Below are 15715 nucleotides of genomic sequence, written 5' to 3'. Positions count from 1 at the left end.
GCTCGCGCGCCGTCAGCTTGCCCTTGCCGTGCTGCGAGGCGATCCGGCGCTCCCCACCGCCAAGTCGCGCCTCCCCCCGGCGCTTCTCAAGCTCCTCAAGGATGTGCTTCACACGCCGCCTCCCATGCCAAGCCTCAAGGCGTAGTCGGACGGTATCGCCCTGGCAACACTCGCCCCGCGTCCGGCCATGGTGCGATGACCTTGAGGGCGCTCAAGGCCCGAGCGGCGTGGTCGATGAAGGCGCGGGTCTTGGGCGAGACGTGGCGGCTGCCCTTGCGCTGGACGTTCGGAGACTATTCGCCCACGACGCTGGCGACGGCCCTCAGGCCAGGGCCCTGAACCAGCGGTCGAGCATCCGGGCCTCGTCGAAAAGCCGAGCCGTGCGCTCGGCGGCTTCCTCGTCCACGCCCCATTTCTCTTCCTGATAGGCCTCGTCGATCCGCGACAGGGTCCAGGCCTCTTCGCCGCTCAGCCAGCCGCGCTGCAGGGCAAGGGCCAGGACCGCCGAGCCGAACAGCGGCGTGCCGAACGCCACCCCGGTCAGGGTGAAGTCGTCGAGCTCCAGGGCCAGGGCCTTGACCTTGGCCAGGGTCTCCTGCGGCTGCTCGGCGTGGATGATGCCGGTGGCGCGCTGGAAGACCAGGGCCAGCTCCTGCTCGGCCCGGCGCAGCACCGGCTCCCAGCCGGCGACCTGGCGCGCATGCAGGCTGTCGCCGCTCTCCGAGAAGTAGCAGAGCAGGTCCGAGGCGGCGTACTGCGAGATCTGGCTGGCCGTGGCGTCGCGCGCCTGGGGGACCGCCTCGGTGGCCGTGAAGGCTAGGCGGGTGATGTGCATCGCCGCGATCTCGATGTGCTTGCCCTGGGCGTCCCACTCGGCCGCGACCATCTCGGCCAGAGCCTGGGTCGGCACGGCGAGCTTGCCGCCCCTGGGCGAGCGGACGTTGCGGCCGTCGAGCCTGACCGAGAAGGCGCCGTCCTCGGCGACCACCGAGACGTCCTTGTAGAACCGCTTGGGCTTCTCGCCCGGTTCGATGAAACCCTTTTGCACGTCGGCCTCCTGCGTCCGCACGACGAAACTATGCGGCGCGGTGCGTGCAATGACCGGGGACGGCCGATTGTGCAAGCGCGCCGGTCTCGGCGAGGCTTAGCCCCGCCGCCGCCGGCTCTTGAACGGCTCGGGATCGGCCTCGTGCTCGTCGAAGCCGAAGCGGTTGAAGCCTTCCTTGAGCTCCTTGCTGATCGGCGCCTCGAGGATCAGCGTCCCGCGCGAGGGGTGCGGCAGGGTCAGGCGCCGCGCGTGGAGCTGCAGCTTCAGGCTGCCCGAGAGCTCGGCCGAGGCGTCGGTCTTGTACTTGGGATCGCCCAGGATCGGGTGGCCCATGGCCAGCATGTGCGCCCGCAGTTGGTGGGTCCGGCCGGTGTGCGGCCGCAGCGCCATCCAGGCGACGCGGTGGGCCGCGCGGCTGACGGTGACGAACTCCGTCTCGGCCGGATCGGCGTTGGGGTCCTTGGGATCGGCGGGGATCACCATCTCGCGGTCGCCGACGCCCTTCTTGACCAGGTGCAGCTCCATCACCCCTTCGGAGGGCTTGGGATTGCCGAGCACCAGCGCCCAATAGGTCTTCTCCGCCCGCCGCCGGGCGAAGGCCCCCGACAGCTTGGCCGCCGCGCCGGGCGTCTTGCCCAGCACCAGCACGCCGGAGGTGTCGCGGTCGAGCCGGTGAACCAGGCGCGGGCGCTCCAGCCCCTCGCCCCAGGCGCTGAGCAGACGGTCGACGTGCTTGGTGGTCTTGGTGCCGCCCTGCACCGCCAGGCCGGCGGGCTTGTTGAGCGCCAGGACCTCCTCGTCCTCGTAGAGCACCAGCGATTTCGCATAGGCGATGTCGCGCGGGTCGAGGCCCGGCTTGTCGCCCGGCCTGGGCGCGTCGGGCAGCGGCGGCACGCGGATCGTCTCGCCGGCCGCCAGTCGCTGGTCAGGCTTTGCCCGCGCGCCGTCCACGCGGATCTGCCCCGAACGGGCCAGCTTCTGGATCTGGATCTGCGAGACGTGCGGCCAGCGCCGGCGGAACCAGCGGTCGAGGCGCACGCCGTCTTCGCCAGGATCGACGGCGATGTTGCGAACTTCCCTCACGCGAACGCCCTCCGGGCCAGAAGCAGACCGACGAACAGGGCGCTCATCGAAAGTAGAACCGAGGCGGTGGCATAGGTGAACGCCTGCCCATAGGCCCGGCGCTCCACCATCAGGGCGATCTCCAGCGAGAACGCCGAGAAGGTCGTGAAGCCGCCCAGGACGCCGACGCCCAGCAGGACGCGCAGCTTCTCCTGGTCGGGGCCGCCGCGATGGGCCAGATAGCCGGCCAGCAGGCCCATCAGCAAGCCGCCCGAGATGTTGACGACGAAGGTCCCGAACGGCCAGTTCGGCCCCCATAGCCTGAGGGCCTGAACGCCCACGGCGTAGCGCGCCACGGCGCCTGCCGCGCCTCCCGCGGCGACCAATAACACCTTTTCCATGCGCCCTTATGCGACGCTCCAGCCCTTCGGCGCAAACGGTCGGTTAATCGAGCCCCGTCACGGTCGGTTAAGCCCGCCTCGGCATGTTCCCAGCCTTACGGGGTTGCTGGATGACGGGCGTGGCGGGCGAGAGTGGAGTCGAGGCGTCTGTCGGGCCCTCCGAGGGCCTGCCGCCCTGGACCTTCGTCACGACCGAACGCCGCATCCTGGCCCTCGACTACTCCATCGAGGAACTGGTCAGCCTGAAGCACGCCGCCACCGCGGCCCTGCGGATCCGTCCGGTCGTCCGCCATGTGAAGACCGGGGTGATCATCCCGACCTGGGCCTATGGCCGGCTGGCCGACAGCGACGTGGAGAGCATCGATCGCGCCACCCTCGATTTCGCCGGCCGGCTGCGTCCGTCCGAGACAGAGGCCAAGCTGCCGCTGATCATTCCGCAGTCGTTCCGCACCCTGGCGGGGCGGCGGGGCCGGGCGAGCCTGACCCAGGCCACCCACGGCTCGGCCGCGGCGCTGAAGGCGCGGATCATCATCGAAATGACCGAGATCGACCGCGGCACGCCGTCCGGCCGCCTGAACGAAGTGGCCGCCCTGCTGGGGTCGGCCTGCAAGGGCGTCTTCGCCCGCCTGCAGCCGGGCCGCGACGTCGCCGCGCCGATGAAGGACGTCCGCCTGCAGGGCCTGGCCCTGGACGCCGGCGACGTGGTCGGAAGCGACAGCGACATCGCCGGCGCCCTGCTGGACGTCGGCCAGCAGGTCCAGGGGCTTGCGCCGCTGCTCATCGCCCAGGGCCTGAGTTCCGACGGCTTCTTCGCGGTCGCCGAGGTCGCCGGCTTCACCCACGTCGCGCTGCGCGGCGAAGGCCAGACCCCGGAGGCTTCCCGCTAGATCCGCGCGCCGATGGTGCGGCGGACATCGGCGGCGTTGTAGACCTCGCCCCGGGCGCTGCTCGGCGGCGCGCCCTTGCCCATGATGATCTCGATGGTCTGGGTCAGCGCCGGTCCCCCGCTGAGATCGAAGCTGGCGCCGCCCCCGACGCCGACGCCGCTGCGGTATCCGCCGCTGCCGCCGCCGGCCCCGACCGAGAGCCGCGAACCGCCGCCGTCCCCGCTTTGCGCGACGTAGCGGTCGACGACCCGGAACCAGTCATAGCCGTCCGCCAGGGTCAGGTCCGCGGCGCGCAGCAGCGCATAGTCGGCGACCTGGGTCATCGGCGCGCCGGGGCCGCCGCGAAACGTGACGCGATAGCGGCCTGGCTCGATCCTCAGCTCGGAGAAGCCGACGGCCTGGGCGCCAGCGGCCGGCGCATAGACCGTCGGCGCGGTGGCGCAGGCCGCCAGGGCGGCGCAGAGCGCGACCGTCGCAATCAGGCGTCTCATGATCATGACCTCCCGAAGCGGCCGGGCGAACGGCCGGCCTCCTGGCTAACGGTCAAGCCTGAACGACGTTCCCGCCCAGGCCCAGCGCCGCGATCAGGCCCTGCATGTCGGCAGGGGTGTCCGCCTCGATCCGCTTGGTCCCGCCGGCCGGATGCGGAAACGACAGCGCCGCGGCGTGCAGCATCAGCCGCGGCACGGGATGGCCGCCCGCCATCAGCGCGCCGCCATAGCGCGCGTCGCCGGCGATCGGGCGACCGATGGAGGCCAGGTGCACCCGGATCTGGTGCATCCGCCCGGTCTGCGGGTTGAGCTCCAGCAGCGCCGCATTCTGCCCTTTCGAGAGCGTGCGATAGCGGGTCAGCGCCGCCTCGGCGTCGGGATGATCGGGCGCGCAGACCCGCATATAGGCCTCGCGGGCGGCCTCCTCGCGGCGCAGGGGGGCGTCGATGACGCTGGAAGCGGGGTCAGGCGCTCCGGGCGTGACGATGGCGCGATAGGTCTTGGCGAAGCGCCGGCCCATCATGTGCTTGCCCAGGAAGCTCGCCGCCGGCTTGGTCTTGGCGGTGAGGATCACCCCGCTGGTGTCGCGATCCAGCCGGTGGATCAGCCGCGGCCGCGCCTTGCCCGGCTTGGCGAAGGCCCACAGCAGCTCGTCCAGCGTGTTGACCTGGCCCCGCCCGCCCTGGCTGGAGAGGCCCGACGGCTTGTTGAGCGCCATGATCTCGGCGTCCTCGTAGATCACCAGGCTGCGGACCAGGGCGATCTCTTCGGAGGTCAGGACGACGGGCTTGGGCTGGGCTTTGACCTTCGGCGGCGTGCGCGGCTTCACGTCCGGCGGTTCCGCTGCTCGGCCCAGCGCTCCAGGCGCTCCTTGATGCGCGCCTCCACGCCGACGTCCTTGGGCTGATAGAAGCGCTGCCGCTCCATCCCCTCGGGGAAGTAGTTCTGGCCGGAGAAGCCGCCCTCGACGTCATGGTCGTAGGCGTAGCCCTTGCCGTATCCCAGGTCCTTCATGAGCTTGGTCGGGGCGTTGCGGATATGGGCCGGCGGCATCAGCGAGCCGGTCTCGCGGGCCGCCTTCTGCGCCGCCTTGAAGGCCATGTAGACGGCGTTGGACTTGGGCGCGGCGGCCAGGTGCACGACCACCTGGGCCAGGGCCAGCTCGCCCTCCGGGCTGCCCAGGAAGTCGTAGGTGTCCTTGGCGGCGTTGGCCAGGACCAGGGCCATGGGGTCGGCCTCGCCGATGTCCTCGACCGCCATGCGGATCAGGCGGCGGGCGATGAACAGCGGATCCTCGCCGCCGCCCAGCATTCGCGCCAGCCAGTAGAGCGCCGCGTCGGGGTCGGAGCCGCGCACCGACTTATGCAGCGCCGAAATCAGGTTGTAGTGCTCTTCGCGGTCCTTGTCGTAGGCGGGGCTGCGCTTCTGGAGGATCTGGCCCAGGTCCTTGAGCGACAGGGGTTTCGCCGATCCGATGTTGAACAGGGTCTCGGCCAGGGTCAGCAGGTAGCGGCCATCGCCGTCGGCCATGGCGACCAGGGCCTGGCGGGCCTCCGGTTCGAGCGGAAGCTCGCGCTGCTCATGCGCCTCGGCCTTGGCCAGCAGGGATTCCAGCGCCTCGTCGTCCAGCCGCTTGAGCACATAGACCTGGGCCCGCGACAGCAGCGCCCCGTTCAGCTCGAACGACGGGTTTTCGGTGGTGGCGCCCACCAAGGTGACGATCCCTTCCTCGACGAAGGGCAGGAAGCCGTCCTGCTGGGCGCGGTTGAAGCGGTGGATCTCGTCGACGAACAGCAGGGTCGACTGCCCGGCGGCTCTACGCATGCGCGCCTGCTCGAACGCCTTCTTCAGGTCGGCGACGCCGGAGAAGACGGCTGAGATCTGCTGGAACTCGTAGCCGGCCTCCTTGGCCAGCAGCCGCGCGATGGTGGTCTTGCCGGTGCCCGGCGGCCCCCAGAGGATCATCGAGGACAGCCGCCTGGCCTCGGCCATGCGGCCGATCGGCCCCTCGGCGCCCAGCAGGTGGTCCTGCCCCACCACCTCGGACAGCCGCTGGGGGCGGAGGCGGTCGGCCAGCGGCGACGGCGCGTGAGGCGTCAGCCCGGCAGCTTCGAAGAGATCGGCCATGGGGCGTTCTAGCGCCCTTCGCGGGCCGGGGCGAGAGCGGCGCGCTCGCCCCGGCTCGACGTCAGGTGCGGAAGTTGGCGGAGATTTCCTGGCCGTTGCGCTCGATCGTCACCTGCCACTGGCCGCCGCCGGAGCCCAGCGCGCTGACCAGTTCACGGACGGCGCCGATCTCGCGACCGTTGACCTTGCGGATCAGGTCGCCGGGACGCAGGCCGGCGTTCATCGCAAAACCGCGGCTGATGTTGGTCACCAGCACGCCCTTGCGGGTGAACGGATCGATGCCCAGTTCGTCGGCCACGGCGGGCGAGAGGTTCACGACCGTCGCGCCGTCGAACGGGTTGCGGCCGGAGATCACCTGCTGGTCCCTGGCCGGGGTCGCCGGCGGAGCTTCGGCGCGCAGGGTCAGCGACTGCTCGCCGCTGCCGCGGCGCACGCCGAGCCGCAGGGTGTCGCCCGGCCGGCGCGAGGAAATGGCGTAGGACACCGCCGCGGCGTCGACGGCGGGGCGGCCGTCGACCGAGACGATGACGTCGCCCTGGCGCAGGCCCGCGCGGGCGGCCGGGCCGTCCGGCCAGATGTCGGCGACCAGGGCGCCCTGCGGCACGCCCATGCCCATGCTGCGGGCGATCTCGGCGGTCACCGTCTGGGTGCGGGCGCCGAGCCAGGGACGGACCACGGCCTGGCCGCCGCCGGCGGCGGTCTCGACCACGCGCTTGACGATGGCGGCCGGCACCGCGAACCCGACGCCCGAAGAGGTGCCCGAACGCGAGAGGATGAAGCTGTTCACCCCGATCAGGTCGCCGTCCATGTCGACCAGGGCGCCGCCGGAGTTGCCCGGATTGATCGCCGCGTCGGTCTGGATGTAGGCGTTGGCCGCATCGCCGTTGGGATCGGCCGTGCGGTTGAGCGCCGAGATGATGCCGTTGGTCACCGTCTGGCCGACGCCGAAGGGGTCGCCGATGGCCAGGACCAGGTCGCCGACCTGGGCCTCGCCGGAGTCGTCGATGGCCAGGGTCGGCAGGCGCTCGTTCCCGACGTCGATCTTCAGGACCGCCAGGTCGGTGCGCGGATCGGCCAGCAGGACGCGGGCGGTGTATTCGCGGCGGTCGGCCAGGGCGACGGTGATCTCCTGCCCGCCTTCCACCACATGGTTGTTGGTGACCACGATGCCGTCGGCGCGGACGATGACGCCCGAGCCCAGCGAACCCTGGATGCGTTCGCGCGGCGCGCCCATGCCGAACATCTCCCAGAACGGGTCGGCGCGCTGGCGCACCAGGCGCTTGGACGAGATGTTGACCACGGCCGGGGCGGCCCGCTTCACCACGGGGGCGAAGGAGGACTTCATGGTCAGGGCGTCGCCCGGCGCGGCCCGGCTGGGCTGGGCGAGCGGCGGGATCTGGGCGTTGGATTTGGCTGCGGGGTCAGAGCATGCCGCCAGCAGGGCCAGGGCGGGAATCAGGACGCGATAGGCGCGCATAGAGTCTCCAAGCATCGTCGTGCACCGCACTCTCAAGAGTTTTCAGGCGCAATGATGGCGACGGTTTAATCCGCATCGGGGGCCGGCGGAATATCCCGAGCCTACTCTCGCGGCGTTTTGGGAGGACGCCCGACCCGCAGCGACAGAAGGAAGGCGCCGACCAGCAGTCCGGCCGCCAGATAGATGGCCAGGCCCGGCTGATGCAGCACCCCGTCGTGGCGGATCGACCAGGCGAAGGTCATGCCGAATACGATCGGCCCGATCACCGAGGCGATGCCCTGCAGGGCCTGGTTCGCGCCCTGGAGCTGTCCCTGGGCGGAGGGCTCGACCCGCCGGGTCATCAGCCCCTGGAGACCGGGCATCAGGAAGTTCATCAGGGCGAAGACCGGGACGCCGATCATGTAGGTCCAGCCGGTGCTGGCCAGGCCGTAGATGGCGAAACCGGCGGCCCCGGCCGCAGCGCCCAGCAGCAGGGCGCCGCGCTCCCCGATGCGCGCGACGACAGGCCCGACCAGCAGGGTCTGCACCAGCACGCCGGCCAGGCCGGTGGCCATCATGGTCAGCCCCATGAAGCCGGGCGTCCAGCCGTAGCGATACCCGGTATAGAGCACGAAGATCGCCGGCAGCACCGTATGGGCGAGCTGGAACAGCAGCCCGATGGTCGCCAGGCCCAGCAGTTCGTTGTGCGAGCGCAGGAAGCTCAGCGAGCCCACCGGATTGGCCCGCTTCCAGTCGAACTTGGCGACGCGCTTCTCGGGCGGCAGGGACTCCGGCAGGATGAAGAACCCGTAGAGCCAGTTGAGCGAGGTCAGGGCGGCGGCCACGAAGAACGGCAGGCGCAGGTCGATGTCGCCTAGGAAACCGCCCAGGGCCGGGCCGACCAGGAAGCCGAACGAAAAGGCCGAACCCATCCAGCCATAGGCCTTGGCCCGCTTGGCCGGCGGGGTGACGTCGGCGACATAGGCGTTGGCGGTCGAGAAGCTGGCGGCGGTCAGGCCGTTGATCACCCGCCCGACGAACAGCCACATCAGGCTGGGGGCCAGGGCCATGAACAGGAAGTCGATCGCCAGCCCGCCCAGCGAGACCAGCAGGATCGGACGGCGGCCGTAGCGGTCCGACATCATGCCCAGGATCGGGCCGCAGAATAGCTGCATGACGCCCCAGACGGCGCCGAAGACGACGTTCCACTCGGACGCCGCGGCGGTGTCGCCGCCGGTGAATTCCTTGATCAGGTTGGGCAGCACCGGGATCATGATCCCGAACGAGACGGCGTTGATCACCGCCGCGGCGAAGATGAACCGGAACGCCCCCTTCCAGCGCTTGTCCTCGGCCACGCCGCCGGCGCTCTCTGCTCGGTCGGTCATGACGTCCTCCACTCGGCCGCTTCGGACCGTTTCGACCTTTGAACTAGCATGTTCGGGCTCTTACGCCGACGTGTCGCGATAAGATGTCAGCAGCCGCCGCCACCACTCCGCCAGCCGCATCAGCAGCGCCTGGTCGGGGAAGCCGTGGCGGGCGGCGCCCTCCGGCACCTGGTCGAAGCCGCGGTGTTCGACGCTGACCCTGGTCTCCTCGCCGACCTCCTCGAAGCGCACCTCGACCTCGGTGTGAAGATCGGGCGGGAAGTTGGCCTGGCGCCAGGAGAACACCAGCCGCGCGGGCGGCTCCCAGGCGCGTATGCGTCCGATCTCGAACACCTTGCCGTTCGCCAGGGTCTCGGTCAGGCGGCCGCCCTCCCCCGGCTCGAAGGCCAGGACGCCCGGCGCGCGCGGCGTAGTCTGGAAGAGGCCGTTGGGCCGCCACCAGGCGCCGATCTCCTGCACGAAGGCGGCGAAGGCGCGCTCGGGCGGAACCTTCACCCGCAGCGCCACGAAGACCTTGGAGGTCACGGCGTCTTCTCGACGTGGGCCTTGAAGGCCAGGAGCTGTTCGGACCAGAGACGTTCGCTTTCCTCCAGCCAGCGCAGGAGATGGACCATCGGTTCGGGCCTCAGGGCGTAGATGCGCACGCGCGCATCGAACTGCGGATGGGATTCCTCCACCAGGCCGCTCTCGCGCAGGGCGCGCAGGTGGCGGCTCATGGTCGGAGGCGAGAGGCCAAGCTCGCGCGCCAAGTCCCCCGCCTGGCGCGGACTGCGGGCCAGCAAGTCCACCACCCGCCGGCGGTTGGGATCGGCGAGCGCGGCCAGGGTGGTGTCGAGGGCCGCGTTCATACCCAGCCGGTGATCTTCAGACCGGTGGCGGCCTCGGCCTCCTCGCGACTGACCTGGCTGACGGTCTGGGAGATCGTCCAAATGTGCCCTTCGGGATCACGGCAGCGATAGGTGCGATCACCGTAGAACTGGGTCTCCGGCTCGGCGTCGATCACCGCCCCGGCGGCCTTGGCGCGTTCGAAGTGAGCGTCGAGGTCGGTGTCGATCTGGATATTCACGGTCTGGGTGTTCTTGCCCCCGACCGACCTGGGGCTCTTGTGATCCTCAGACCACTCCTGGCCGATCATCACATAGCTGTCGCCGAAGCTCATCTGGGAGTGGACGAGCGTTCCATCGCCATCCTCGAGCAGCATGACCAGTTCCAGGCCGAAGGCCTTTTCGAGCCAGGCCAGGGCGGCCTTGGGATCTTGGTAGAACAGGGCTGAGCGGAAGCCGGGCATGGTCAAACCTCGATTTTGTGGCCGGTGGCCTGAGCCATGTCCTGGACGGACATCACCTGGACCGTCTGGCCGAAGGACCAGGGATGATCCTCCAGGTCGCGACAGGTGAACACCCGGTCGCCATAGGGCTGATCCTGCGGCTCACGCTCGATGCTCGCCCCGCACGCGCGGGCGCGTTCACATAAGGCGTCCAGTCCCTCGGCCAGTTGCACGTGCACCGACTGTGTGGCGCGGCCGCCGAAGCTGGCCGGGCTGACCGCACGCTCGCGGGGCGGGCCGACGATCATGATGATGTCGCGGCCCAGGGCCAGTTCGGAGTGGATCACCCCGCCGGCTCCGTCATCCACCACCAGGCGGGTCTCGAAGCCGAAGGCCTTCTCCAGCCAGGCGATGGCGGCCCGCGGGTCGCGATACCAGATCACCGGGCTGATGGAGGGCGGGCTGGCGCGATCGCTCATCTCAACCCTCCTTCGGCAGGACGTCGAACTTGAAGCCCGTGCCCTTGGTCATCTCCTGCGGCGGGACGACACGCACCGTCTGGCTGAAGTTCCAGATGTGGCCCTCGGGGTCGCAGGCGCGATAGGTGCGCGCGCCGTAGAACTGCTCTTCCGGCTCCTGGGTGATCGTCGCGCCGGCGGCGCGCGCCCGCTCGCAATGGGCGTCCAAGCCCTCGGGCAGGTCGATGCGCATGAACTGGCTGCCGGCGCCGTCGAGCGAGACCGGGCTGCGCATGCGCGCCCCGCCCAGTTGCGGGCCTTCCCACTCGCCGCCGATGCCGATGTCGCTGCCCAGGAAGCTCATCTGGGCATGGCCGACACGGCCGTTTTCGTCGGTCATCAGCACTGAAGTTTCAAAGCCGAAGGCCGCCTCGAGCCATTTCAGGGCGGCGATGGGATCGCGATAGAAGGCGACAGGCGTAACGCTCATGGGGTTCTCCCCGCGCTATTGATTGCGTAATACTAGAACCTTTTCATATTTTCGCAACTACCTACTTGGCGAGCCTGGCCAGGGCCTGACCGCCGTCGTTCGGCTCCGGCTTCACCGCCAGCAGCTTGGCCAGCAGCGGATAGACATCGACGTTGTCTGTCGTCGGGGCGCTCGCGCCACGCCGGAACGCCGGCCCATTGGCGATGAACACCGCCGCCATCTCCGGCGCATAGGGGTCGAAGCCGTGGGCCCCGCCCTTGACCGGCGTCTTGGCCACCGCCGCCTTGGTCAGCACTTCCCAGCCGGTCTGCGGCAGGCAGAAGAGCGGCGCCACACGCCGGTGCTGGCCATAGTGGAAGCGCGCGGGAATGTCGGCCTTGCGCCAGCAGGTCATGTGCTCGTGCCGCGCCAGCAGGATCGCCTCCACCCGCGCCTCCCAGCCGGGCGCGGGGTAGTAGGTGAGGAAAGCCCCCTGCCCCAGGATCCGTCCGGCCTCCACCGGCAACAGGTCGTCCATCAGGATCACCCGATCGCCCGACACCTGCGCCATGCCGTGGTCGGCAGTGATCACCAGGTTGGCGGCGACGCCCCGGGCGGCCAGGCCCTCCGTCAGCCGAGCGATGGCGGCGTCCACCTTGGCCACCGCCGCGTTGAGCTCAGTGGAGTCCGGGCCGTTCCAATGACCATAGGAGTCCACCTCGTCGAAATAGAGGGTGACGAAGCGCGGCGGCGCCGGCTCGTCCAGCCAGGCCAGCACCTGTTCCACCCTCGCCGCGGCCGGCTTGGATTGGTCGAAAGGCAGCCAGCGGCCAGGCCGCACGCCGTGGATCGCGGCCTCGGATCCCGGCCAGAACATGGTGGCGGTGGGAACGCCCGCCTTCTCCGCGCTGACCCAGATCGGCGTGCCGTCGTTCCACCAGAAGGCGTCGACCACGGCGGTCTTGTTGGACATGGCGAAGTTCACCCCCGGCGCCAGGGGATCGAGCATGTTGTTCTCGACCATGCCGTTGCGGTCGGGCCGCAGGCCCGTGACCAGGGTGTAGTGGTTGGGGAAGGTCTTGCTGGGGAAGGATGGCCGCACCACGCCCCGCACGCCCTCGGCCGCCAGGCGCGACAGGGTCGGCGTGATCCCCCGGTCCAGATAGTCCGGCGGAACCCGTCGATGGAGACCAGGATGGTGAGCGGCGCGGGCGCCTTCCCCTCCGTGGCCTTCTCGGGCGCGTGGGCGCAGGCGGCGGCGATCAGGACGACGAGGGCGAGCGCCCAGAGGTTTCGAAACAGACTCATGACGCCCAGGCTAACCGCGGGCCATGACAAGGGCGCAAAGCAAAAGCCCCGGACGTTTCCATCCGGGGCTCTCGAAAGTCTGCAGATGCAGGCTGGTCCTATTCGTCGTCGAAGCCGACGTTCTGGACCGGGCCCGAATCCTTGCCCTTTTCGGCCGGGTCGCGATCGACGAACTCGATCACGGCCAGCGGGGCGTTGTCGCCGTAGCGGTAGCCGGCCTTCAGGACGCGGATGTAGCCGCCCTGACGTTCCTTGTAGCGCGGGCCCAGGACCGCGAAGAGCTTGCTGACCTGGTCCACGTCGCGGACCTTGCTGATCGCCTGGCGGCGAGCATGCAGATCGCCGCGCTTGGCCAGGGTGACCAGCTTTTCGACGACCGGACGCAGTTCCTTGGCCTTGGGCAGGGTGGTGACGATCTGCTCGTGCTTGATCAGGCTCGCCGCCATGTTGGCGAACATCGCGGTGCGGTGGGCGGTCGTACGCCCCAGTTTGCGGTGGGCTTTGCCGTGACGCATCTCATATCTCCTGGGCCGCTCGGCCCGCTGGACGCCCCCGACCTGCGGGAATGCGTCCTTGCCTGATCAAGTCCCAGCCTGCTCCCGCCTGGGTCAACACGAAGCGCCGGGGCCCTCCACCGCGGTTGCGGCTTCTCTGGGCCCGCACCGCCGAAGCGGCGCGGAGTCGGCGCGAAGTCTCTTACATCTGGTCGTCGAACTTCTTGGCGAGTTCTTCGATGTTCTCGGGCGGCCAGTTCGGCACGTCCATGCCGAGATGCAGGTTCATGCCCGCGAGCACTTCCTTGATCTCGTTCAGCGACTTGCGGCCGAAGTTCGGAGTGCGGAGCATTTCCGCCTCAGTCTTCTGGATCAGGTCGCCGATGTAGACGATGTTGTCGTTCTTCAGGCAGTTCGCCGAGCGGACCGAGAGCTCGAGCTCGTCGACCTTCTTCAGCAGCGCCGGGTTGAACGGCAGTTCCGGCTTGCTCTCGCCCTCGACCTTCTTCTTCGGCTCTTCGAAGGTGATGAAGATCTGCAGTTGGTCCTGGAGGATCCGGGCGGCGAAGGCCACCGCGTCCACCGGCGAGATCGCGCCGTTGGTTTCCACTTCCATGATCAGCTTGTCGTAGTCGAGGCTCTGGCCCTGGCGGGTCGGCTCGACGCGATAGGCGACGCGCTTGACCGGCGAGTAGAGGCTGTCGACGGCGATGAGGCCGATCGGCGCGTCTTCCGGACGGTTGCGCTCGGCCGGGACGTAACCCTTGCCGTTGTTGACCGTGAACTCCATGCGCACGGTGGCGCCGTCGTCCAGGGTGCAGAGCACGTGGTCCGGGTTCAGGATCTCGATGTCCGACGGGACCTCGATCTGGCCGGCGGTCACCGCGCCCGGACCGGTGGCCTTCAGCGTCATGCGCTTGGGGCCCTCGGCGTGCATGCGCAGCGCCAGTTGCTTGATGTTCAGGACGATGTCGACAACGTCCTCGCGAACGCCTTCCAGCGACGAGAACTCATGCACGACGCCGTCGATCTGGACGGCGGTGACGGCCGCGCCCTGCAGCGACGACAGCAGCACCCGGCGGAGGCTGTTGCCGAGCGTCACCCCGAAACCGCGCTCGAGCGGCTCGGCCACCAGACGCGCCTTGCGGTTCGCGTCGGTTCCGGCCTCGATCAGCGGCTTCTCGGGACGGATGAGCTCGTTCCAGTTTCTTTCGATCACGTAGAGATGTCCCTCGAAACGCAGGATCGCCGGACGCGAAAAGCTCGGTCCGGCGCGTGGGGAGTGCGGTACTGCGGTACTTTAGACCCGCCGGCGCTTGGGCGGCCGGCAGCCGTTATGCGGAATGGGGGTCACGTCACGGATGGTGGTGATCGTCATACCGACGGCCTGCAGCGCGCGGAGCGCCGACTCGCGGCCCGAACCCGGACCCGAGACGTTCACTTCCAGCGTCTTCACGCCGTGCTCGGCGGCCTTGCGGCCCGCGTCCTCGGCCGCCATCTGGGCGGCGTACGGGGTCGACTTCCGAGAACCCTTGAAGCCCATCATGCCGGCCGACGACCAGGAGATGGTGTTCCCCTGCGCGTCCGTGATGGTGATCATGGTGTTGTTGAACGAGGCGTTCACGTGCGCCACGCCCGAGGTGATGTTCTTGCGTTCGCGACGTTTGACGCGCGCCGGTTCCTTGGCCATCGCTAAGCTCTCTTACTTCTTCTTGCCGGCGATCGGCTTGGCCGGACCCTTGCGGGTGCGGGCATTGGTGTGGGTGCGCTGACCGCGGACCGGGAGGCCCTTGCGGTGACGCAGGCCGCGGTAGCAGGCCAGGTCCATCAGACGCTTGATGTTGACCGCCGTCTCGCGACGCAGGTCGCCCTCGACGAGGTAGTCGCGGTCGATCGCTTCGCGGATCTGCAGCACCTCGGCGTCGGTCAGCTGATTGACGCGGCGAGCGTCCTCGATGCCAACCTTCTGGACGATCTCCTTGGCTTTCGCCTGGCCGATCCCATGGATGTACTGCAGCGCGATGACGACGCGCTTGTTAGTCGGAATGTTGACGCCAGCGATACGGGCCACGCGTTGAATCTCCTAGTCACGCAGAGAAGCGCGAACGGCGCCCCGGCCCAGAATCCCGTATGGGAAGGCCGGCACGTCCTTCGCGCCCTTTCGCGGAAGCGCACCGTTATAGGGAACGTTGCGTTTCCGTCAATGGAGCAATCGCAGGAATCTGAAGGTTTTCAGACTTCCGCAATCGCTGGGCGGGTTGGTCGCCGGATATCAGACCTTGAGGGCCTGGTCGATTCCGGCGGCGACGTCCTCGATCGAACCCATGCCGTCCAACTCGACCAGCTTTCCCTGGTCTTGATAGTACGGCAGCAAGGGCGCGGTCTGGTCGTTATAGGCCGAGAGCCGCACCTTGAAGCTCTCGGGGTTGTCGTCAGGGCGGCCCGACTCGGCGAACCGACCCGCGACCCGCTCGAGGAGCTGCTCGTCGTCCACCTTCAGGCGGAGCACTAGATCGATTCGCGAGCCGCGCTTGGCCAGCATCTCGTCCAGCGCCTTGGCCTGGGCCAAGGTCCGCGGAAAGCCGTCGAAGATCGCGCCGCCGGCCGCGTCGGCCTCAGGCAGGCGCTCCTCGATCAGCGCGACGACGATCTCGTCGGTGACCAGCTCGCCCCGCTGCATGACGCCCTCGACGCGCTTGCCGAGCTCGGAGCCCGAAGCGATCGCGGCGCGCAGCATGTCCCCCGTGGAGAGCTGGACCATCTTGCGGGACTCCACCAGCCGCTTGGCCTGGGTTCCCTTCCCCGCCGCCGGCGGGCCGAACAGGATCAAATTCATCTTCTTAAATGTCCCCCTCCCCGGCC

The 15715-nt window shown here is 69.1% G+C and carries 21 protein-coding genes; 1 reads left to right on the top strand and 20 read right to left on the bottom strand.

Annotated elements, in window-relative coordinates:
* The 4 genes from RTL41_RS20140 to crcB all read right to left on the bottom strand — a co-directional run.
* Nucleotides 1–112: hypothetical protein (locus tag RTL41_RS20140; protein ID WP_312167059.1), on the bottom strand; the 112-nt coding region annotated here is incomplete at its 3' end.
* Between the two features lie 210 nt (nucleotides 113–322).
* Nucleotides 323–1048 (bottom strand): ATP12 family protein, encoded by a 726-nt coding sequence (locus RTL41_RS20135; protein WP_312167057.1) that lies wholly within the window; start codon nucleotides 1046–1048, stop codon nucleotides 323–325.
* A 96-nt stretch (nucleotides 1049–1144) separates the two neighbouring features.
* On the bottom strand, nucleotides 1145–2131 hold the full coding sequence (locus RTL41_RS20130) for an RluA family pseudouridine synthase (protein WP_312167055.1): 987 nt from the start codon (nucleotides 2129–2131) through the stop codon (nucleotides 1145–1147).
* A complete protein-coding gene (gene crcB / locus RTL41_RS20125) occupies nucleotides 2128–2511 on the bottom strand; it encodes a fluoride efflux transporter CrcB (protein ID WP_312167054.1) in 384 nt (127 codons plus the stop codon). The genes RTL41_RS20130 and crcB overlap by 4 nt, the downstream gene beginning before the upstream one ends.
* Nucleotides 2512–2630: 119 nt before the next feature.
* Between crcB and RTL41_RS20120 the strand changes: the two genes are divergently transcribed.
* Nucleotides 2631–3398 (top strand): hypothetical protein, encoded by a 768-nt coding sequence (locus tag RTL41_RS20120; protein WP_312167053.1) that lies wholly within the window; start codon nucleotides 2631–2633, stop codon nucleotides 3396–3398.
* On the opposite strand, the gene RTL41_RS20115 is transcribed toward RTL41_RS20120, so the two are convergent.
* The 16 genes from RTL41_RS20115 to RTL41_RS20040 form a co-directional block, all read right to left on the bottom strand.
* Nucleotides 3395–3889: a CC0125/CC1285 family lipoprotein gene (locus RTL41_RS20115; protein WP_312167051.1), complete on the bottom strand. Its 495-nt coding sequence runs from the start codon at nucleotides 3887–3889 to the stop codon at nucleotides 3395–3397. The two genes, RTL41_RS20120 and RTL41_RS20115, sit on opposite strands and share 4 nt — an antisense overlap.
* A gap of 52 nt (nucleotides 3890–3941) precedes the next feature.
* Nucleotides 3942–4718, bottom strand: coding sequence for an RluA family pseudouridine synthase (locus tag RTL41_RS20110; protein WP_312167049.1), 777 nt, complete (start codon nucleotides 4716–4718; stop codon nucleotides 3942–3944).
* Complete coding sequence (locus tag RTL41_RS20105; protein ID WP_312167047.1) at nucleotides 4715–6016, bottom strand: replication-associated recombination protein A; 1302 nt, start codon at nucleotides 6014–6016, stop codon at nucleotides 4715–4717. The genes RTL41_RS20110 and RTL41_RS20105 overlap by 4 nt, the downstream gene beginning before the upstream one ends.
* A 61-nt stretch (nucleotides 6017–6077) precedes the next feature.
* On the bottom strand, nucleotides 6078–7493 hold the full coding sequence (locus RTL41_RS20100; RefSeq protein ID WP_312167045.1) for a Do family serine endopeptidase: 1416 nt from the start codon (nucleotides 7491–7493) through the stop codon (nucleotides 6078–6080).
* A gap of 101 nt (nucleotides 7494–7594) precedes the next feature.
* Complete coding sequence (locus RTL41_RS20095; RefSeq protein WP_312167043.1) at nucleotides 7595–8857, bottom strand: TCR/Tet family MFS transporter; 1263 nt, start codon at nucleotides 8855–8857, stop codon at nucleotides 7595–7597.
* A 60-nt stretch (nucleotides 8858–8917) separates the two neighbouring features.
* Nucleotides 8918–9382: an SRPBCC family protein gene (locus tag RTL41_RS20090; RefSeq protein ID WP_312167042.1), complete on the bottom strand. Its 465-nt coding sequence runs from the start codon at nucleotides 9380–9382 to the stop codon at nucleotides 8918–8920.
* Nucleotides 9379–9705: a metalloregulator ArsR/SmtB family transcription factor gene (locus RTL41_RS20085; RefSeq protein WP_312167040.1), complete on the bottom strand. Its 327-nt coding sequence runs from the start codon at nucleotides 9703–9705 to the stop codon at nucleotides 9379–9381. The genes RTL41_RS20090 and RTL41_RS20085 overlap by 4 nt, the downstream gene beginning before the upstream one ends.
* Nucleotides 9702–10145 (bottom strand): VOC family protein, encoded by a 444-nt coding sequence (locus tag RTL41_RS20080; RefSeq protein WP_312167039.1) that lies wholly within the window; start codon nucleotides 10143–10145, stop codon nucleotides 9702–9704. Before RTL41_RS20080 ends, RTL41_RS20085 begins: the two co-directional genes overlap by 4 nt.
* A gap of 2 nt (nucleotides 10146–10147) precedes the next feature.
* Complete coding sequence (locus RTL41_RS20075) at nucleotides 10148–10603, bottom strand: VOC family protein (RefSeq protein WP_312167037.1); 456 nt, start codon at nucleotides 10601–10603, stop codon at nucleotides 10148–10150.
* A 1-nt stretch (nucleotide 10604) separates the two neighbouring features.
* Nucleotides 10605–11072 (bottom strand): VOC family protein, encoded by a 468-nt coding sequence (locus tag RTL41_RS20070; protein WP_312167036.1) that lies wholly within the window; start codon nucleotides 11070–11072, stop codon nucleotides 10605–10607.
* A gap of 61 nt (nucleotides 11073–11133) precedes the next feature.
* Entirely contained in the window at nucleotides 11134–12165 is a 1032-nt protein-coding gene (locus RTL41_RS20065) for an ectonucleotide pyrophosphatase/phosphodiesterase (RefSeq protein WP_312167034.1), read from the bottom strand.
* A 292-nt stretch (nucleotides 12166–12457) separates the two neighbouring features.
* On the bottom strand, nucleotides 12458–12874 hold the full coding sequence (gene rplQ, locus RTL41_RS20060) for a 50S ribosomal protein L17 (protein WP_312167032.1): 417 nt from the start codon (nucleotides 12872–12874) through the stop codon (nucleotides 12458–12460).
* Nucleotides 12875–13055: 181 nt separating this feature from the next.
* Nucleotides 13056–14072 (bottom strand): DNA-directed RNA polymerase subunit alpha, encoded by a 1017-nt coding sequence (locus RTL41_RS20055; protein ID WP_293407535.1) that lies wholly within the window; start codon nucleotides 14070–14072, stop codon nucleotides 13056–13058.
* 81 nt (nucleotides 14073–14153) lie between these two features.
* A complete protein-coding gene (rpsK, locus tag RTL41_RS20050) occupies nucleotides 14154–14543 on the bottom strand; it encodes a 30S ribosomal protein S11 (RefSeq protein ID WP_056018114.1) in 390 nt (129 codons plus the stop codon).
* Between the two features lie 12 nt (nucleotides 14544–14555).
* Nucleotides 14556–14924: a 30S ribosomal protein S13 gene (rpsM, locus tag RTL41_RS20045; protein ID WP_312167028.1), complete on the bottom strand. Its 369-nt coding sequence runs from the start codon at nucleotides 14922–14924 to the stop codon at nucleotides 14556–14558.
* Nucleotides 14925–15125: 201 nt separating this feature from the next.
* A complete protein-coding gene (locus RTL41_RS20040; RefSeq protein WP_312167027.1) occupies nucleotides 15126–15689 on the bottom strand; it encodes an adenylate kinase in 564 nt (187 codons plus the stop codon).
* Between the last annotated feature and the right edge of the window lie 26 nt (nucleotides 15690–15715).

This window comes from Phenylobacterium sp. (genome assembly GCF_031984885.1).
Classification (GTDB): domain Bacteria; phylum Pseudomonadota; class Alphaproteobacteria; order Caulobacterales; family Caulobacteraceae; genus Phenylobacterium.
This window is presented reverse-complemented; position numbering and strand designations above follow the sequence as displayed.